19 protein-coding genes are annotated in these 15,633 nt (G+C 68.0%); 11 read left to right on the top strand and 8 right to left on the bottom strand.

Annotated elements, in window-relative coordinates:
* Both nadC and VFT73_RS00765 read left to right on the top strand, forming a co-directional pair.
* The coding region (gene nadC / locus VFT73_RS00770; protein WP_326408199.1) for a carboxylating nicotinate-nucleotide diphosphorylase at positions 1 to 764 on the top strand (764 nt) is incomplete at its 5' end.
* Positions 764 to 1,063: an I78 family peptidase inhibitor gene (locus VFT73_RS00765; RefSeq protein ID WP_326408198.1), complete on the top strand. Its 300-nt coding sequence runs from the start codon at positions 764 to 766 to the stop codon at positions 1,061 to 1,063. The genes nadC and VFT73_RS00765, both read left to right, overlap by 1 nt.
* Positions 1,064 to 1,090: 27 nt before the next feature.
* On the opposite strand, the gene VFT73_RS00760 is transcribed toward VFT73_RS00765, so the two are convergent.
* Complete coding sequence (locus VFT73_RS00760; RefSeq protein ID WP_326408197.1) at positions 1,091 to 1,477, bottom strand: DUF4112 domain-containing protein; 387 nt, start codon at positions 1,475 to 1,477, stop codon at positions 1,091 to 1,093.
* On the bottom strand, positions 1,474 to 2,829 hold the full coding sequence (locus VFT73_RS00755; protein ID WP_326408196.1) for a protein adenylyltransferase SelO family protein: 1,356 nt from the start codon (positions 2,827 to 2,829) through the stop codon (positions 1,474 to 1,476). The genes VFT73_RS00760 and VFT73_RS00755 overlap by 4 nt, the downstream gene beginning before the upstream one ends.
* 36 nt (positions 2,830 to 2,865) lie before the next feature.
* Between VFT73_RS00755 and VFT73_RS00750 the strand changes: the two genes are divergently transcribed.
* Positions 2,866 to 3,753: an alpha/beta hydrolase gene (locus tag VFT73_RS00750; RefSeq protein ID WP_326408195.1), complete on the top strand. Its 888-nt coding sequence runs from the start codon at positions 2,866 to 2,868 to the stop codon at positions 3,751 to 3,753.
* 193 nt (positions 3,754 to 3,946) lie between these two features.
* Positions 3,947 to 5,353 carry a nitronate monooxygenase gene (locus VFT73_RS00745; protein WP_326408194.1) on the top strand — a complete coding sequence of 469 codons (1,407 nt, stop codon included), beginning with the start codon at positions 3,947 to 3,949 and terminating at the stop codon, positions 5,351 to 5,353.
* A gap of 188 nt (positions 5,354 to 5,541) precedes the next feature.
* Here VFT73_RS00745 and VFT73_RS00740 read toward each other — a convergent pair whose 3' ends face one another.
* The gene (locus VFT73_RS00740) at positions 5,542 to 6,531 is read right to left on the bottom strand and encodes a D-glycerate dehydrogenase (protein WP_326408193.1); all 990 of its coding nucleotides are present in this window, start codon (positions 6,529 to 6,531) and stop codon (positions 5,542 to 5,544) included.
* Between the two features lie 77 nt (positions 6,532 to 6,608).
* On the opposite strand from VFT73_RS00740, the gene VFT73_RS00735 reads away from it, so the two are divergent.
* The gene (locus tag VFT73_RS00735) at positions 6,609 to 7,085 is read left to right on the top strand and encodes an SH3 domain-containing protein (protein ID WP_326408192.1); all 477 of its coding nucleotides are present in this window, start codon (positions 6,609 to 6,611) and stop codon (positions 7,083 to 7,085) included.
* A 121-nt stretch (positions 7,086 to 7,206) separates the two neighbouring features.
* Here VFT73_RS00735 and VFT73_RS00730 read toward each other — a convergent pair whose 3' ends face one another.
* Positions 7,207 to 7,719 (bottom strand): CinA family protein, encoded by a 513-nt coding sequence (locus tag VFT73_RS00730; RefSeq protein ID WP_326408191.1) that lies wholly within the window; start codon positions 7,717 to 7,719, stop codon positions 7,207 to 7,209.
* A 118-nt stretch (positions 7,720 to 7,837) separates the two neighbouring features.
* The gene (locus tag VFT73_RS00725; protein WP_326408189.1) at positions 7,838 to 9,025 is read right to left on the bottom strand and encodes an acetyl-CoA C-acyltransferase; all 1,188 of its coding nucleotides are present in this window, start codon (positions 9,023 to 9,025) and stop codon (positions 7,838 to 7,840) included.
* Positions 9,026 to 9,161: 136 nt separating this feature from the next.
* On the opposite strand from VFT73_RS00725, the gene VFT73_RS00720 reads away from it, so the two are divergent.
* Entirely contained in the window at positions 9,162 to 9,905 is a 744-nt protein-coding gene (locus VFT73_RS00720; RefSeq protein WP_326408187.1) for an A24 family peptidase, read from the top strand.
* 17 nt (positions 9,906 to 9,922) lie between these two features.
* Here VFT73_RS00720 and eda read toward each other — a convergent pair whose 3' ends face one another.
* Positions 9,923 to 10,534: a bifunctional 4-hydroxy-2-oxoglutarate aldolase/2-dehydro-3-deoxy-phosphogluconate aldolase gene (eda, locus tag VFT73_RS00715; RefSeq protein ID WP_326408186.1), complete on the bottom strand. Its 612-nt coding sequence runs from the start codon at positions 10,532 to 10,534 to the stop codon at positions 9,923 to 9,925.
* Between the two features lie 138 nt (positions 10,535 to 10,672).
* Here eda and VFT73_RS00710 point away from each other — a divergent pair, with 138 nt between their 5' ends.
* Positions 10,673 to 11,404, top strand: a complete 732-nt coding sequence (locus VFT73_RS00710; protein WP_326408185.1) for a S8 family peptidase — start codon at positions 10,673 to 10,675, stop codon at positions 11,402 to 11,404.
* 205 nt (positions 11,405 to 11,609) lie between these two features.
* Here the strand turns inward: VFT73_RS00710 and VFT73_RS00705 are convergent, their stop codons facing one another.
* Positions 11,610 to 12,527 carry an NAD(P)/FAD-dependent oxidoreductase gene (locus VFT73_RS00705; RefSeq protein WP_326408184.1) on the bottom strand — a complete coding sequence of 306 codons (918 nt, stop codon included), beginning with the start codon at positions 12,525 to 12,527 and terminating at the stop codon, positions 11,610 to 11,612.
* 87 nt (positions 12,528 to 12,614) lie between these two features.
* Between VFT73_RS00705 and VFT73_RS00700 the strand changes: the two genes are divergently transcribed.
* The 4 genes from VFT73_RS00700 to rplS are packed head-to-tail and all read left to right on the top strand — an operon-like array spanning position 12,615 to position 14,414.
* Positions 12,615 to 12,908 carry an AbrB/MazE/SpoVT family DNA-binding domain-containing protein gene (locus tag VFT73_RS00700; RefSeq protein WP_326408183.1) on the top strand — a complete coding sequence of 98 codons (294 nt, stop codon included), beginning with the start codon at positions 12,615 to 12,617 and terminating at the stop codon, positions 12,906 to 12,908.
* Positions 12,905 to 13,282: a type II toxin-antitoxin system VapC family toxin gene (locus VFT73_RS00695; RefSeq protein ID WP_326408182.1), complete on the top strand. Its 378-nt coding sequence runs from the start codon at positions 12,905 to 12,907 to the stop codon at positions 13,280 to 13,282. The genes VFT73_RS00700 and VFT73_RS00695 overlap by 4 nt, the downstream gene beginning before the upstream one ends.
* The gene (gene trmD, locus VFT73_RS00690; RefSeq protein ID WP_326408181.1) at positions 13,279 to 14,025 is read left to right on the top strand and encodes a tRNA (guanosine(37)-N1)-methyltransferase TrmD; all 747 of its coding nucleotides are present in this window, start codon (positions 13,279 to 13,281) and stop codon (positions 14,023 to 14,025) included. Before VFT73_RS00695 ends, trmD begins: the two co-directional genes overlap by 4 nt.
* Entirely contained in the window at positions 14,022 to 14,414 is a 393-nt protein-coding gene (rplS, locus tag VFT73_RS00685) for a 50S ribosomal protein L19 (RefSeq protein ID WP_326408179.1), read from the top strand. The genes trmD and rplS overlap by 4 nt, the downstream gene beginning before the upstream one ends.
* A 103-nt stretch (positions 14,415 to 14,517) precedes the next feature.
* Here the strand turns inward: rplS and VFT73_RS00680 are convergent, their stop codons facing one another.
* On the bottom strand, positions 14,518 to 15,390 hold the full coding sequence (locus VFT73_RS00680; protein WP_326408178.1) for a DMT family transporter: 873 nt from the start codon (positions 15,388 to 15,390) through the stop codon (positions 14,518 to 14,520).
* Positions 15,391 to 15,633 lie beyond the last annotated feature (243 nt).

Raw genomic sequence — 15,633 nt, 5'->3', positions numbered from 1 at the left:
TCACGTCCGAAGCGGTGATCCCGGCCGATGCGCGGTTCGAAGGCGTGATGGACAGCCGCGACGCGATCACCGTCGCCGGGCTGGGTATCGCCGCCGCCTTCTTCCGCGCACTCGATTCCGAGGTCGAGATCGAGATGCTGGTCGAGGATGGGCAGCAGGTGCGTGCCGGGACCGACCTGATGCGGCTGCGCGGCGCTGGCCGGGCGATGCTGACGGCCGAGCGATCCGCTCTCAACACCGTTCAGCATCTGTCTGGAATCGCAACGCTAACCCGGCGCTATGTCGATACGATCGCCGGCACCGGCGCTACCCTGCTCGATACCCGCAAGACCATTCCCGGCCTGCGCCTGCTCGAGAAATACGCGACCCGGATGGGCGGCGCGACCAACCACCGCATGGGGCTGTGGGACGCGGCGATGATCAAGGACAATCACATCGCGGTCGCCGGCGGCATCGGAGAAGCGGTCCGGCGCGCTAAGGACGCGGGCATCGCCGAGATCATCGTCGAGGTCGACCGCGTCGACCAGATCGAGCCCGCGCTTGCCGCCGGCGCGACCCGGCTGCTGCTCGACAATATGGACCCGCCGACGCTCCGCGGCGCCGTGACTCTGGTCGGCCACCGGGTGCCGACCGAAGCTTCCGGCGGCGTGCGGCTGGAGACGATCCGCGCCATTGCCGAGACGGGTGTCGACTATATCTCGGTCGGGCGGATCACCCAGTCGGCGCCGGCCGCCGATATCGGACTGGATTTTCAAAGCCTATGATGAAGCTCATTCTCCTCGCCGCGCTGGCCTTTGGCCCCAGCTTTGCCGAAAAGACGGGCACCTCCCATCCCAAGCTCGCGCAGCCGCCGGCAATGGAGGGCTGCGACGCGTCGGAGCTCGGGCCGCTGGTCGGCCAGCAATATGACGAGGCGCTGAAGGCACGGGCGCAGGAAGCGAGCGGGGCGGCAACCGTCCGGGTCTTCCACACCGGCGACCCGATCACGCAGGACATGCGCTCGGACCGGCTGAACCTGGAGCTGACGCCGCACGGCAAGGTGCTGAGCGCGCGCTGCTTCTGAAATCCCTCCCCACAAAGGGGAGGGCTGCTACCTCTCCAGCGTGACCGTCGCCGGGTGGTGCCGATCGAGATGCCGCTTGATGATCCGCAGGTTGCGCGTGTTCGAGCGGAAGAAGAAGTCCGGGATGGCGCCCACCCAGGGGATCGCGCCCAGCAGCGTGTCGATGCCGACATTGCCGGCCATCCGCGTCATCTGCCACTTTGACATGCCCAGATTGCGCGCTTCCCAGAGCATCCAGGCGCCGAGCGCACCCGCGGCGACGCTGCCGACGCCCGGCACCACGTCCAGGATCACGTCGAGCCCCATCTGCCGGTTGGTGCCGGGGATCGTCACCAGCCGCTCCAGCAGCGCCTCCATCGCCTCGACCCGTCGGCGCACGCTCTGAGGCGTCGTCGCATGCAGGGGCGGCTTCATGCGAGTGCCGCTCCCATTGCCCGCACGCGATCGATCTTCGCGTGCAGCGCGGACCAGTCGTCCGCGTCCGCGATCCGCGCCCAGATCGCCTCGACTTCCTCGATGTGCATCGAACATGGCTCCGCGCTCCAATAAGGATGGTCGAACGCCCGACTGGGCCGATAGGGGGCGATGCGCTCGCGGAACGCTGCGAATGCCTCGGCTCCATAATCGGCCGGGCTGTCGCCGCGCCGATCGCCCCCCGCCCAGTCGAAGAAGAAGCGATCGATGCCCGCGCCGCTGCCGACCAGCCCCTGCTCGATCGCCTGCACCAGCGCGATGTCCTCCGCCTCGCCGCGCGGCTGCACGCCCAGCCGCCACAGGAACCGCTCGATCAATGCTTCCCGGTACAGCGCAGGAAACCGGTCCAGCTCGGCGATCATTGCGTCGACCTCGGCGATCACGCGGAGACTCCCGGCCAGCTGCACCACGTCCCACTGGATCGCCTCGGCCTGCCGTCCGAAGCTGTAAAGCCCGGCATGGTCGAAATAGGCGGCGGTAAAGGCGGGATCGAAGGTCGGCGCGAACCGCCATGGGCCGTAATCGAAACTCTCGGCCGTGATGTTGATGTTGTCGGAATTGAGCACCCCGTGCACGAACCCCGCCGCCATGTAGCTCCCCGCCAGCCGTGCCGTGCCCTCCACGACATGGCGCAGCAGCTCGATCGGATCGGCCGACGCAGAGCCGAAATAGGTGCGCAAGCTATAGTCGGTCAGCCGCTTCAGCTCTTCGTCGCTGCGCAGATAGGCGAGCCGCTGGAAGCTGCCGATCCGGATATGGCCGTGGCTCAGCCGCACCAGCACGGAGGAGCGGGTGGGGGAGGGTTCGTCGCCGCGCTGCAATTCCTCGCCCGTCTCGATCAGCGAGAATGTGCGCGAAGTATCGACGCCAAGTGCTTGAAGCATCTCGGTCGCGAGGATTTCGCGCACGCCGCCTTTCAGCGTCAGCCGCCCGTCGCCGAACCGGCTGTACGGCGTCTGCCCCGATCCCTTGGTGCCCAGGTCCAGCCAGCGCCCGGCACGATCCTGCAGCTGCGCGAACAGGAATCCGCGCCCGTCGCCGATCTCGGGATTGTACACGCGGAACTGATGGCCGTGATAGCGCAGCGCCAGCGGCTGCGGCAGGTTCCCGGGCAGCGGTTCGAAGCGCCCGAAATGCCGCACCCAGTCCTCGTCGCCGAGTCCCTCCAGTCCGATCTCCGCCGCGGCCCGATCGTTGCGGAAGCGCAGGATCGTCTTCGGGAAGTCGGCCGCCTCGACCGGATCGGCGATGAAGTCGGCGATTTCGAGGATGGGTTGCGGGGGAGAGGCCATGCCGTGATATGTGGCCGCTGCATTCAGGGGACAAGCGTGGCCGAGTTCACGGACGGATTTTGGACGAATGACGGGCTGCGGCTGCACTATCGCGACTATGCGGGCGGCGGCGACGGACGCCCCGTCGTCTTGTGCCTGGCGGGGCTGACCCGCAACGTCCGCGACTTCGCCGGCCTGGCGGAGCGGCTGGCGCCGGCGTGGCGCGTGGTCGTGGTCGATTTCCGCGGCCGCGGGCAAAGCGACTACAGCAAGGACCCCGGCAGCTACACGCCGCTCACCTATGCGCAGGACGTGCAGGCGCTGCTCGGCGAGCTTGCTCTCGACGCGATCGTGCCGGTCGGCACGTCCCTCGGCGGTCTGGTGACGATGCTGCTGGCTGCGACCGATGCGAAGCGGATCAGGGGCGTCGTATTCAACGATGTCGGGCCGGAGGTCGAGCCCGCCGGCATCGCCCGCATCCGCTCCTATGTCGGGCGCAGCGGCAATTGGCCGACCTGGCTGCACGCTGCGCGCAGCCTCGCCGCCAACCAGCGCCACGTCTACCCGGACTATGGCATCGAGGACTGGCTGCGGATGGCGAAGCGGCTCTATCGTCTCGCCAACAACGGCCGCATCGTCATCGACTATGATCCGCGCATATCGGAGCCGATGCGCAACGCGGTCGACGAGCCCGCGCCCGACCTCTGGCCGCTGCTGGCTCCGCTGAAGGATGTGCCCGCGCTGATCCTGCGCGGGGAGCTGTCCGACGTGCTGTCGCCGGCAACGGTGTCGCGAATGACCGCGACCCTGCCGCGCGCCCAGGCCGTCACGGTCCCGAACGTCGGCCACGCGCCCACGCTCGACGAGCCGGAAGCCGCCGGCGCGATCGACCGCCTGCTCGACGCCGTGCTGGCGGAGCGCACACAAAAGGAGCTCGCCGGGTAAGGGGGAGGGAACCCGGCGAGCCCAATTTCGTCGTGGCCTGATCGACTGTTAACCTGCGGCAAAGTTCCGGGTTCCCACGGCGGGCAAAATCGGCGGGAGCGCGCAGGGCCCGGACGCGTTTTTCGCGTGAACCAAGTTTCTTTGTGCGGAGCGAAAAACCCCTGCTATAGGCCGGCCGATGAACGCAGCGACGATGAGTTTCAAGGGCCTGAAGCCGATCATCTATGCCGGACGCGAGGTCTGGCCGTTGATCGAGGGCGGCAAGGGCGTGTCCGCGACCAATCACGCCAGCTCCGGCGCCTGGGCGGCGGCAGGCGGCATCGGCACCGTGTCGGCCGTCAACGCCGACAGCTATGATCCGACCGGCCGGATCGTGCCCCAGGTTTATGAGAGCCGCACCCGGCGCGAGCGCCATGAGGAGCTGATCCAGTATGCGATCGACGGTGCGGTGGAGCAGGTCCGCCGCGCGTTCGAGCTGGCCGGCGGCAAGGGCGCGATCAACATCAACGTGCTGTGGGAAATGGGCGGCGCGCAGCGCGTGCTGCACGGCGTGCTGGAGCGGACGCGCGGCTTGGTGGCCGGCGTTACCTGCGGCGCGGGCATGCCCTATAAATTGAGCGAGATCGCTGCGTCCTACGGCGTCAATTATCTGCCGATCATCAGCTCGGCACGTGCTTTCCGGGCACTGTGGAAGCGCGCCTATCACAAGGCTGCGGACTGGCTCGCGGCGGTCGTCTACGAGGACCCATGGCTTGCCGGCGGCCATAACGGCCTGTCGAATGCCGAGGATCCGCTGGCGCCCGAAGATCCCTATCCGCGCGTCAAGGCGCTGCGCGAGACGATGCGCGAAGGCGGCATTTCGGACGACGTGCCGATCGTGATGGCCGGCGGCGTCTGGTACTTGCGCGACTGGAACCACTGGATCGACAATCCGGAGCTCGGCCAGATCGCCTTTCAATTCGGCACCCGTCCTCTGCTGACCAGGGAAAGCCCGATCCCGGAGGGCTGGAAGCAGGCGCTGATGACCCTCGACGAGGGCGACGTGCTGCTGCACCGTTTCTCGCCGACCGGCTTCTATTCCTCGGCGGTGCTGAACCCGTTCCTGCGCAACCTGGTCGCGCGTTCGGAGCGCCAGGTGCCGTTCTCGGGCGAGATGGCGGGCGATCACACCCACCAGCTCGATGTCGGCGTGAAGGGCAGGAATTTCTGGGTCACGCGCGGCGATCTGATGCGTGCGCGCGAATGGTTCGGCCTCGGCTTCACCGAGGCGTTGAAGACGCCGGACAACACGCTCGTCTTCGTGACGCCGGAAGAAAAGCACATCATCCGCAAGGACCAGGCCGACTGCATGGGCTGCCTCAGCCAGTGCGGCTTTTCGTCCTGGGCGGACAACGAAACCAACTCGACCGGCCGGCTCGCCGACCCGCGCAGCTTCTGCATCCAGAAGACGCTGCAGGACATCGCCCACGGCGCGCCCGTCGAGCAGAACCTGATGTTCGCGGGCCACAACGCATACAACTTCAAGCGCGACCCGTTCTATTCGAACGGCTTCGTGCCGACCGTCAAGCAGCTGGTGGACCGGATCCTGACGGGGGATTGAGCGTGGGCCTGTTCTCAACTTTCGGCGGGAGGGGGAAAGTGCCGAGGGTGAAGACCGGTCCGAATAAAGGCAAAGAGCGGAGCCGTAACGGCAATGGCTCCTGGCGATCAAAGCGCTCGGACGCTGGAAAGCCACGCCATAAGTAATCTGCGTCCTTTAGGCTGCTCAGACCGGGCGCGGTCCGATCCTCACGCCCACCCCTCCAGCACCTGGTCCGGCGGGCGGTGGCCGTCGGCCCACATGCGGATGTTGGCGATGACTTTCTCGCCGGTCGCGTGGCGGGCCTCGATCGTGGCGGACGCCATGTGCGGCAGCAGCACCACATTGTCGCGCGCCAGCAACCGCGGGTCGACCGCCGGCTCATGCTCGAACACATCGAGTCCCGCGCCCGCGATGGTGCCCATCTCCAGCGCATCGATCAGCGCCGGCTCGTCGACGATCTGCCCGCGCGAGATATTGATCAGATAGCCGCCGCGCCCCAGCAGCTCCAGCCGCCCGGCATCGATCAGGTGATGGGTGGAGGCATTGTGCGGGCAGTTGATCGACAGCAGGTCGATCTCGGTCAGCATCTCGTCCAGTTCGGCGTGCCAGGTCGCATCGACCGCGCGCTCGACCACGTCCGGCAGCCGCTTGCGGTTGTGGTAGTGGATTTTCATCCCGAAGCCGCGCGCGCGCATCGCGATCGCCTGACCGATCCGCCCCATGCCGAGGATGCCGAGCGCCTTGCCGGACACCCGGCGGCCCAGCATCGCCGTCGGTCCCCAGCCGCGCCACGCGCCCGACCGCACCCGCCGCTCGCCTTCGGACAGCCGCCGCGGCACCGCCAGGATCAGCGCCATCGCCATGTCGGCGGCATCGTCGGTCAATACGCCGGGCGTGTTGGTGACGATGATCCGCCGCGCCCGTGCCGCGGCCAGGTCGATATGGTCGACGCCGTTGCCGAAATTCGCGATCAGCTTCAGCCGCGCGCCGGCCCTCTCGATCAGCTCGGCATCGATCGCATCGGTCAGCGTCGGCACCAGCACGTCGGCATCGGCGATTGCGGCCGCGAGCGCGTCGCGGCCCATGCAGCGGTCGTCCGCGTTCAGCTGCACGTCGAACAGCTCGCGCATCCGCGCCTCCACGCTGTCGGGAAGCTTGCGGGTGACGACCACCCTGGGACGCGCGATCTGCGGCATGGTGTCGAGCTAGTCAGGCGGGCGGAGCGCCGTCAAGCGCGCTTGATGCGGGAGTCCGGCTGAGGCAACAGAAGCGAATGCTGAAGCCTCTCGTCGCCGCCGTGCTGGCGCTGATCGTCGACTCGCAGGTCGCCGCCCAGGAAAAGACGCCGCCCTATTGGGCCTCGATCGTGCCGAGCAAGGCGCGCATCCGCACCGGTCCGGGGCGCAATTTCCCCGCGATCTGGCTCTACCAGCGCCGAGACCTTCCTGTGAGAGTGATCGCCACCTATCCCTCCTGGCGCAAGATCCAGGACCCGGACGGCGCTCAGGGCTGGATGCAGTCCAACATGCTGTCGGACGAACGCACCGGCATGGTGAAGGGCGGCGTCAGCCCAATGCGCGCCCGGCCCGACCAAGCCGCCCCGATCGTCTGGCGCGCCGAGCCGGGCGTGGTCGGCCGCCTCCGCAAATGCCGCGACAATTGGTGCGATTTCGACGTCAACGGCCGCCGCGGCTGGATCGAGGCGACCCACCTGTGGGGCGTCGCGCCGGGCGAAGACGTGGAGGACTGATTCGGCCGGCTGGCCATATAGGCTCGCTCGTCCCGAGCGAAGTCGAGGGGCGCTACTCCGGGCCCTGCGCCCCTCGACTACGCGCTGCGCGCTCCGCTTGGAACGAGCGACGTAATCCGCTCTACCCGATCGCCTCCAGCATCATTTCCAGCGCCACGCGGGTCGCCTGTTCGCGCACCTTGCCGCGGCCGATGTCGCCGAAATGCTCTTCGCGATGGAAGGCGGGGCGGCCGCGGCGGGCGCAGCCGAAATGGACCAGGCCGGGCTCGTCGTCAGGACCGGCCGGGCCGGCAAAGCCCGTGACCGAGACCGCCGCGTCCGCCCGGCTGTGCGACAGCGCGCCTTCGGCCATCGCCACCGCGACCTCGCGGCTGACCGCACCGTGCGCGTCGATCAGCGCGCGCGGGATTCCCAGCATCCCGGCCTTGGCCTCGTCCGTATAGACGACGAAGCCGCGCTCGAAGGCGTGGCCCATGCCGTCCACGTCGGTCAGCAGCGACGCGATCAGCCCGCCGGTGCAGCTCTCCGCCGTCGCAAGCGTCAGCTCCCGATCGCAGGCGATCGTCAGCAGCCGGATCGCCAGCTGTTCCACTTCGGGCGGCAGCGCCCCGCTCAGCGTCTCCGCGCCGGCCATCTAGCAAATGCCCCGTTCGCTTCGAACGAAGTTGAGAAGCCCGAGCTCCGGCGTCCTCGTTTCTCGGCTTCGCTCGAAACGAACGGAGGAGGAGAATGCGCTTTGCGCCGCCGACATATCAGTCGACCAGTTCGACCGCGACGGCGGTCGCTTCGCCGCCGCCGATGCAGAGCGACGCGACGCCGCGCTTCAGCCCGCGATTCTCCAGCGCCGCGATCAGCGTCGCCATGATTCGCGCGCCCGACGCGCCGATCGGGTGGCCGAGCGCGGTCGCGCCGCCGTTCACGTTCACTTTCTCGTGATCGATGCCCAGATCCCGCATCGCGATCATCGCGACGCAGGCAAAGGCTTCGTTGACCTCGAACAGATCGACATCGTCTGCCGACCAGCCGGCCTTGGCGAGCACTTTCTGGACGGCATTGACCGGGGCCGTGGTGAACTTGGCCGGCTCGTGCGCGTGCGCGGCCGTCGCGACCAGCCGCGCGACCGGCTTCAGTCCCTTCGCGGCGGCGACGCTCTCCCGCGTCATCACCAGCGCCGCCGCGCCGTCGGAGATCGACGAGGCATTGGCGGCGGTGATCGTGCCGTCCTTGGCGAAGGCGGGCTTCAGCGACGGGATTTTGGAAGCGTCGCCCTTCAGCGGCTGCTCGTCCTTGTCGACCACCTCGACGCCCTTGCGGCCCTTCACTTCCACCGCCACGATCTCGCGATCGAAGCCGCCGCTCGCCTGCGCCGCCTGTGCGCGGGTCAGGGAGGCTATCGCGTAATCGTCCTGATCGGCGCGGGTGAACTGATATTCGCCCGCGGTCTCTTCGGCAAAGCTGCCCATCGCGCGGCCCGGCTCATAGGCGTCCTCAAGCCCGTCGAGGAACATCGAATCGATGATCCGGTCATGGCCGATCCGTGCGCCGCCGCGATGCTTTTGCAGCAGATACGGCGCATTGGTCATGCTCTCCATGCCGCCCACGACCAGCATGTCGACCGAGCCGGCCGCGAGCGCTTCCGCGCCCATGATCGCCGCCTGCATGCCCGATCCGCACATCTTGTTGACCGTCGTCGCCTCGACCGAGCGAGGCAGCCCCGCCTTCAGCGCCGCCTGCCGCGCCGGCGCCTGGCCCAGCCCGGCGGGGAGCACGCAGCCCATATAGATGCGCTCGACATCCTCACCGTCGACGCCGGCGCGCTCCACCGCCGCCCTCACCGCCGTCGCGCCCAGATCGGTCGCCGAGGCGCCCGCCAGGCTCCCCTGGAACGAGCCCATCGGCGTGCGGGCATAGGACAGGATGACGATCGGATCGGCGGTCATTGAGAACCTCTGTGCGAATGACGTGAGTCTCAAGCTCCCTAGTCGCTCGTCCCGAGCGAAGTCGAGGGGCGCAGCTCCAGCGTTTGTGATACGCCTCTCGACTTCGCTCGGGACGAGCGCTTACGGGTCTTGCATGATGGCTATATGGGCCGTGCCGGGCTTCATTCTAGGCGCGATCGTGGGCAGCTTCCTCGCGACCGCCGCGATCCGCTGGCCGGCGGGGCGACAGGTGACGCGCGGGCGCTCGGTCTGCGACCATTGCAAGCGCACGCTTGGGCCCGTCAATCTGATCCCGATCGCCGGCTTCCTGATCCGGCGCGGCCGTTGCGGCACCTGCGGCGGCGCGATCGATCGCCGCCACCTGATGATCGAGGTTGCCGCCGCACTGATCGGCGCCGTGTCGCTGGCGGTCGCGCCGGGTCCGGCCGGCATGGCAGGCGCGCTGTTCGGCTGGATGCTGCTGTTGCTGGGCGTGCTCGACGTCGAGCATTTCTGGCTGCCCGACCGGCTGACTTTCCTGCTCGCGCTGACCGGCATCGCGCTCGGCGCCGCAGGCCTGCCGCCATTTCCGAACGACCGACTGATCGGCCTTGTCCTCGGCTTTGCCGGCCTGTGGCTGACCGGCGCGCTGTATAAGGCGCTACGCGAACGCGAAGGACTGGGGGGAGGGGACCCGAAATTGCTCGGCGCGATCGGCGCCTGGCTCGGCTGGGCAGCGCTGCCGACGGTGCTGGTTCTGGCCGGCCTGATCGGCCTCGGCGCCGTGCTTGTCGCGCGTCTTCGCGGCGAGGCGGTCAGCGCGACCACGCGCCTGCCGCTCGGCGCGCTGATGGCGGTCGCCGCCTGGCCGGTGTGGATTTTCCAGAATGGAATGTTTTAGCGTCGTAGCGAGAATTTCTAGCAGCGCAGTGCAGACGCCGCGCGCGCCGCAGCCTCGATCTCGCCCGCGCTCATTCCCGGCTTCACCAGCCAGCTCCCGCCGACGCACAGCACTGCTTCCTCCGCCAGCCATTCCGGGGCCGTTGCCAGCGCGATCCCCCCGGTCGGGCAGAAGCGCACATCGCCGAACGGTCCGGCCAGCGACCGCAGCGCTCTCAGCCCGCCGCTCGCTTCGGCGGGGAAGAATTTGAACCGGTTCAGTCCCAGGTCCAGCCCGCGCATGATGTCGGATGCATTGGCCACGCCCGGCAGGAAGCACGCCCGCCGCGCCGCCGCCGCCCGCGCGAGCCGGTCGGTGAGGCCCGGGCTGACGATGAAGCGCGCGCCGGCGTCCAGCGCATGGTCAAGCTGCGCGTCGTCGAGCACCGTGCCCGCGCCGACGATCGCGCCGTCGATCGCCGTCATCGCCGTCAGCACCTCCAGCGCGCGCGGCGTGCGCAGCGTCACTTCCAGCACCGGCAGTCCGCCTTTCACCAGCGCGGTGCCGATCTCGACCGCCTGAGCGGGGTCGTCCAGCACCAGCACCGGGATCACCGGCGCGGTTCGCATGATCGTTTCGATATCGTCCATTCGCCCTGCTCCTGCGGCGTGCGGTTCGTCGCGATTAGCGTGATTTTCACTTCCGCCAACTAACTGCCGGATTCATAGTGTCGAGGCGAATCCGCGGGGGATTCGTGGCGTTCCATTCGGTCGGGGGGCCGATCAGCCTTGCGTTTGTTGTTGTTCCTGTTCGGCCTGCTGGCCTCGGTTTCCGCCTCGGCCCGGCCGCTCGTGGCGATCGTCGACAGCGGCGTCTCCCGCACGCCGCAGCTCGCGAACGTGCTGGTCGGCGAATACGACATGGCCGGCCACCGCCCTTTGTATCAGCCGCGCTACGATCACGGCACGATGGTTGCCACCATCCTGAACCGCGAAGCGCATGGCGAAGTGGATATCGTCTCGCTCCGCATCGACGATGAAGCCGGCTGTCCGCCCGACCGTTCGCCGCCGTGCCAGGCCTCCGCCCGCCCGATCGCCGCTGCGATCGACAAGGCCGCGAGCCTGGGCGTCGACGCGATCAACCTGTCGCTGGCGCTCGCCAACGATCCGGCGATCACCGACGCCGTTCGCCGCGCCGCCGCCAAGGGCATCATCGTCGTGATGGCGGCCGGAAACGATGGCCGCGACCATCCCGACAACACCGCGATGGCGCGCGCCGGCTTCCCGCGCGCTGTGCTGGTCGGCGCGACCGACGCGGACGGCCAGCCCTGGACCGGCAGCAACCGCCCGGACGCGGACGACTATCTCTATGTCTGGCGCAGGGGCGTCGACGTGCCGACCATCTCCGCCGACGGCCAGCACGTGTTCGGCACCGGCACGTCCTTCGCCGCCCCCATCGAGACCGCCCGCCGCGTGCTGGCGAAGACACGCGAAATGGCCGTCCTCAACGGCACGCACTGACCAAATCCTCCCCTGTAAGGGGAGGGGGACCGCACACCGAAGGTGCGTGGTGGAGAGGTGTTACCGCTGGGGGTGATTCACGACCGCTGACGTCTCTCCAGCAGCTCCAGCTGGCCTGGTCGTGCCGGCATTTTGATCGAAAGCACCCAACTCCGTTCGCTTCGAGCGAGGTCGAGAAGCGCGCGTTTCGCTCGACACGAACGGATTACCTCAGCAGCGGCCGCGCGCGCGCCAGATCGTTCCGGATCGTGGTCGCCGCGACTCCGCCTTCGCCCATTGCGTGGCTGATCTGGTCGAGGCCCTTCACCACGTCCCCGGCCGCGTAGACGCCCGCGATCGAGGCGCGCTGATGGGCATCCACCTTGATGCAGCCGTCGGGCGCGAGATCGACTCCGAGCATCCGCGCCAGCCCGGAATGGATGTCCGATCCCAGCGCCGGATAGACGCTGTCGAACCGGCGCTCCCCCGCCGCGGTGACCAGCACGATCGCACCGTCCTCCAACCGCACGTCGGCGACCGGTCCGTCCGCCGCCGCGATCCCGAATTCCTCCAGCCGGTCCCAGTCCTGCGCGTCCAGCTTGCGCTGCTTCGTGTCGGGCGCAACCAGGGTCACGTCGGCGGTATAGCCGCGCAGGAACACGGCTTCGGCGACGCCGTGGCTGTCGTCGCCGATCACGCCCACGCGCTTGTCGGTCACTTCATAGCCGTCGCAGATCGGGCAATAGCGGATCAGCCCGCGCGCCAGCGCCTCGTCGTGCAGCGCCTCGTCCATCGGCGGCCGCCGGTTGGTGACGCCGGTTGCCAGCAGCACCGTGCGTGCCTCGACCGGGCCGCATCCCCATTCCGCCTCGAACCCGCCGTCGATCGCCGCCAGCCGCGTCACCCGTCCCGTGTCGATCGCCGCCCCATATTTCTGCGCCTGCGCCGTCATTCGCGCGAGCAGCTCCGTGCCGCCGATCCCGTCCGGAAACCCGGCATGGTTGCGCGTGCACGGAATCGACGCCGCCCGCCCGTCTCCCGCATCCACCACGCGGATCGAAAGGTGAAAGCGCGCGAGATACATGGCGGCCGTCAGGCCCGCGGGCCCCCCGCCGACGATCAGGCAATCGAGCATGGCTGGCATGAAAGCGCGAAGGCGCGAGCCGGACGGAAGTTCCTTGTGGGCGCGGCAGGCTGGTGTATATACGTCACGTAGATACGGAGCGTCGCTATGGGCGTTGAATATACCGCCAAGACATTCAAGTCGGGCAACTCGATTGCCCTCAGGCTGCCCAAGGCGCTGGGGATCAAGGAAGGCATGGAAATGAAGGTCCGGGAGGAAGACGGAAACCTCATTGTCGCTCCTGCGGACCGCCCGAAGCGCAAGTTCAACATCGACAAGGTCTGGGGCTGCGCTGCCGGAAGCGGCCTCCAGCCGATCAAGCCGGAAGATCGGGTGTTCGAACATCGTCCTCTTCTGTGGGAGGATCCGGAGTGGATGGCCAAATACGGCTCCGCTGAGTGAGGTTTCTGCTCGATTCCAATGTCGTGATTGCCGCCTCCTTGGGTGTGGGCGGTCGTCTGCTGCATGACAGGATGGCGGCCTGCCTGGAAGACGATTTGGTCACCTCCGCGATTGTGTATGCCGAAGTTATCTATGGTTCCGCGCGCGGAAAGCCTCCGCCGTTGGATCGCCTGCAGGTGTTTATCGAGGAGGTTCCGGTTCTGCCCTTCGACATGGCTGCCGCCACAACCTATTCCGGCCTTCGGTTCAAGCGGGCGAGTTTCGACCGGCTCATTGCCGCACACGCCTTGGCGCTTGGTCTCGCGGTGGTGACGGACAATGAGGCCGATTTTGCCGATATTCCGGGTCTCAGTGTCGAGAACTGGACCAAGTGACCTTCGCCGCCACCGTCCTGACCCTCTATCCGGAGATGTTTCCCGGCCCGCTCGGCGTCAGCCTTGCCGGGCGGGCGCTGGCGGAGCGCGTGTGGTCGCTCTCGACCGTCCACATCCGGGACTTCGCCGCTGACAAGCATAGAACCGTCGACGACACGCCGGCGGGCGGCGGCGCCGGCATGGTGCTGAAGCCCGACGTGCTCGCCGCCGCCATCGACCACGCCCGTGCGCGCCAGCCCGATGCGCCCGTGCTGGCGATGAGCCCGCGCGGCACGCCCCTCACACAGACCCGCGTGCGGGCGCTGGCGGCCGGCCCCGGCGTCACCATCCTCTGCGGCCGGTTCGAGGGGTTCGACGAGCGCATCTTCGAGGGGCGGGACGTGGAACCGGTCTCGATCGGCGATTACATCCTCTCCGGCGGCGAAGTCGGTGCGCTGGTGCTGCTCGATGCTTGCATTCGGCTGCTCCCCGGCGTAATGGGCGCCGCTTCCAGCGGGATCGAGGAGAGCTTTGAAAGCGGGCTGCTCGAATATCCGCATTATACCCGACCAGTCGACTGGGAAGGGCGCACGATCCCCGAAGTGCTGCGATCGGGGGATCATGCGAAGATCGCCGCCTGGCGGAAGCATCAGGCGGAGAGCGATACACGGCTAAGGCGGCCGGACCTTTGGGAGCGCTACAGGAGCGCTCGGGTCGATCCGCCCTCTGGCGCGCGGCGACGATTGAGGGACGAAGACCAATGAACCTGATCCAGCAGCTCGAGGCCGAGCAGATCGCCAAGTTCAACGAATCGAAGAAGATTCCCGAATTCCGCCCCGGCGATACGCTGCGCGTCGGCGTCAAGGTCGTCGAAGGCGACCGAACCCGCGTCCAGGCCTATGAAGGCGTCTGCATCGCCCGCGCCAACAAGGGCATGGGCTCCAGCTTCACCGTCCGCAAGATCAGCTTCGGCGAGGGCGTCGAGCGCGTCTTCCCGCTCTATTCGCCGAACATCGATTCGATCGACGTCGTCCGCAAGGGCGTCGTCCGCCGCGCCAAGCTCTATTATCTGCGCGGCCGCACCGGCAAGTCGGCCCGCATCGCCGAACGCCGCGACACGCGCCCCGAAAAAACCGCCGAAGCCGTCGGCTGAGCATCCGATTTCGGTATTGATCGAGGGGCCGGCGGCACGCACCGCCGGCCCCTTTTTCTGTTCCGTTCGCTTCGAGCGAAGTCGAGAAGCGAGTTCGCCGCCTTTAGCTGCTCCCCAGCAGCAGCACCCCGCCCAGCAGCACCGCGCAGCCGGCGAGGCGTGGCGCGCCGACGCGCTCGCCCAGGATCAGCATGCCGAACAGCGCGCCGATCATCATCGACATCTCGCGCGCCGGCGCGACGATGCTGACCGGCGCGCCCAGGCTCAGCGCCCCCAGCACCAGGATATAGCCGAGCGGGGAGAGCAGCCCGACGCCGACCGCCAGCGGCCACCGCCCGCGCATCGCCGCCGCCGCGCCGGCACGGTCGCGCAGCACCGCCGGCAGCAGCAGGAAAAAGCGCAGCGTGTTGGAGATCCAGTCGAGCACCACCGGCGGGATCAGCAGCGCCTTCACGCCGTAAGCATCGACCAGCGTATAGCCGGCGATCAGCCCGCCCGTAGCGCCGCCCCAGCGCACGCCGTCGCGGGCCGCCGGCCGCTGGAAGGCGCCCAGCCGTCCATCGGTCGCGATCAGCGCGATCCCCATCACCACCGCGACCAGCCCGGCGATGCGGAACCAGGTGACATGCTCGCCCAGGAGCAGGAACGCGCCGACCGCCGACAGCATCGGCCCGGTCCCCCGCGCCACCGGATACACCACCGACAGGTCGGCAAGCTGGTATCCGCGCTGCAGCGCCAGGCTGTAGGCGAGGTGGATCAGCGCGCTCGCGATCAGGCAGCCAATCACCAGCGCACTTGGGCTCAGCGCCCCGCTCGCGATCAGCCACAGCGCCCAGGGCGCATAGGCCAGGCACGCGACCAGGTTATATGCAAAGACGAACGCGATCCCCGCGTCCGCCGCGCGCTTGGCGAGCAGGTTCCAGGTCGCATGACAGATCGCCGCCAGGATGACGAGCGCGAACGAGGCGAGGGGCATCGCCGCGACTGGACCCGAGTTGCTCGGCCGTGTCCAGCGGCGGATACGGGACGTCCGCTAACGACCCGTAGCGGACTTTCGGCAGCGGCGTTACGGCTGGAGCTATGGATACCGTTTCGACTAACGACCCTCCTCGGGTGGGCCGGAAGGGATGTCTCGGCATTGGCCTGCTGGGACTGATTTTTTGCATTTGCCTGTTGCTCGGCACATGCGTTTCACGGGTTGAGGTGATGACCGCCCAGT

The sequence above is a fragment of the Sphingomonas sp. genome, assembly GCF_035758555.1.
GTDB lineage: Bacteria > Pseudomonadota > Alphaproteobacteria > Sphingomonadales > Sphingomonadaceae > Sphingomonas_B.
Note: the sequence above shows the minus strand (reverse complement) of the source record. Positions and strands in the feature narration are given on the sequence as shown.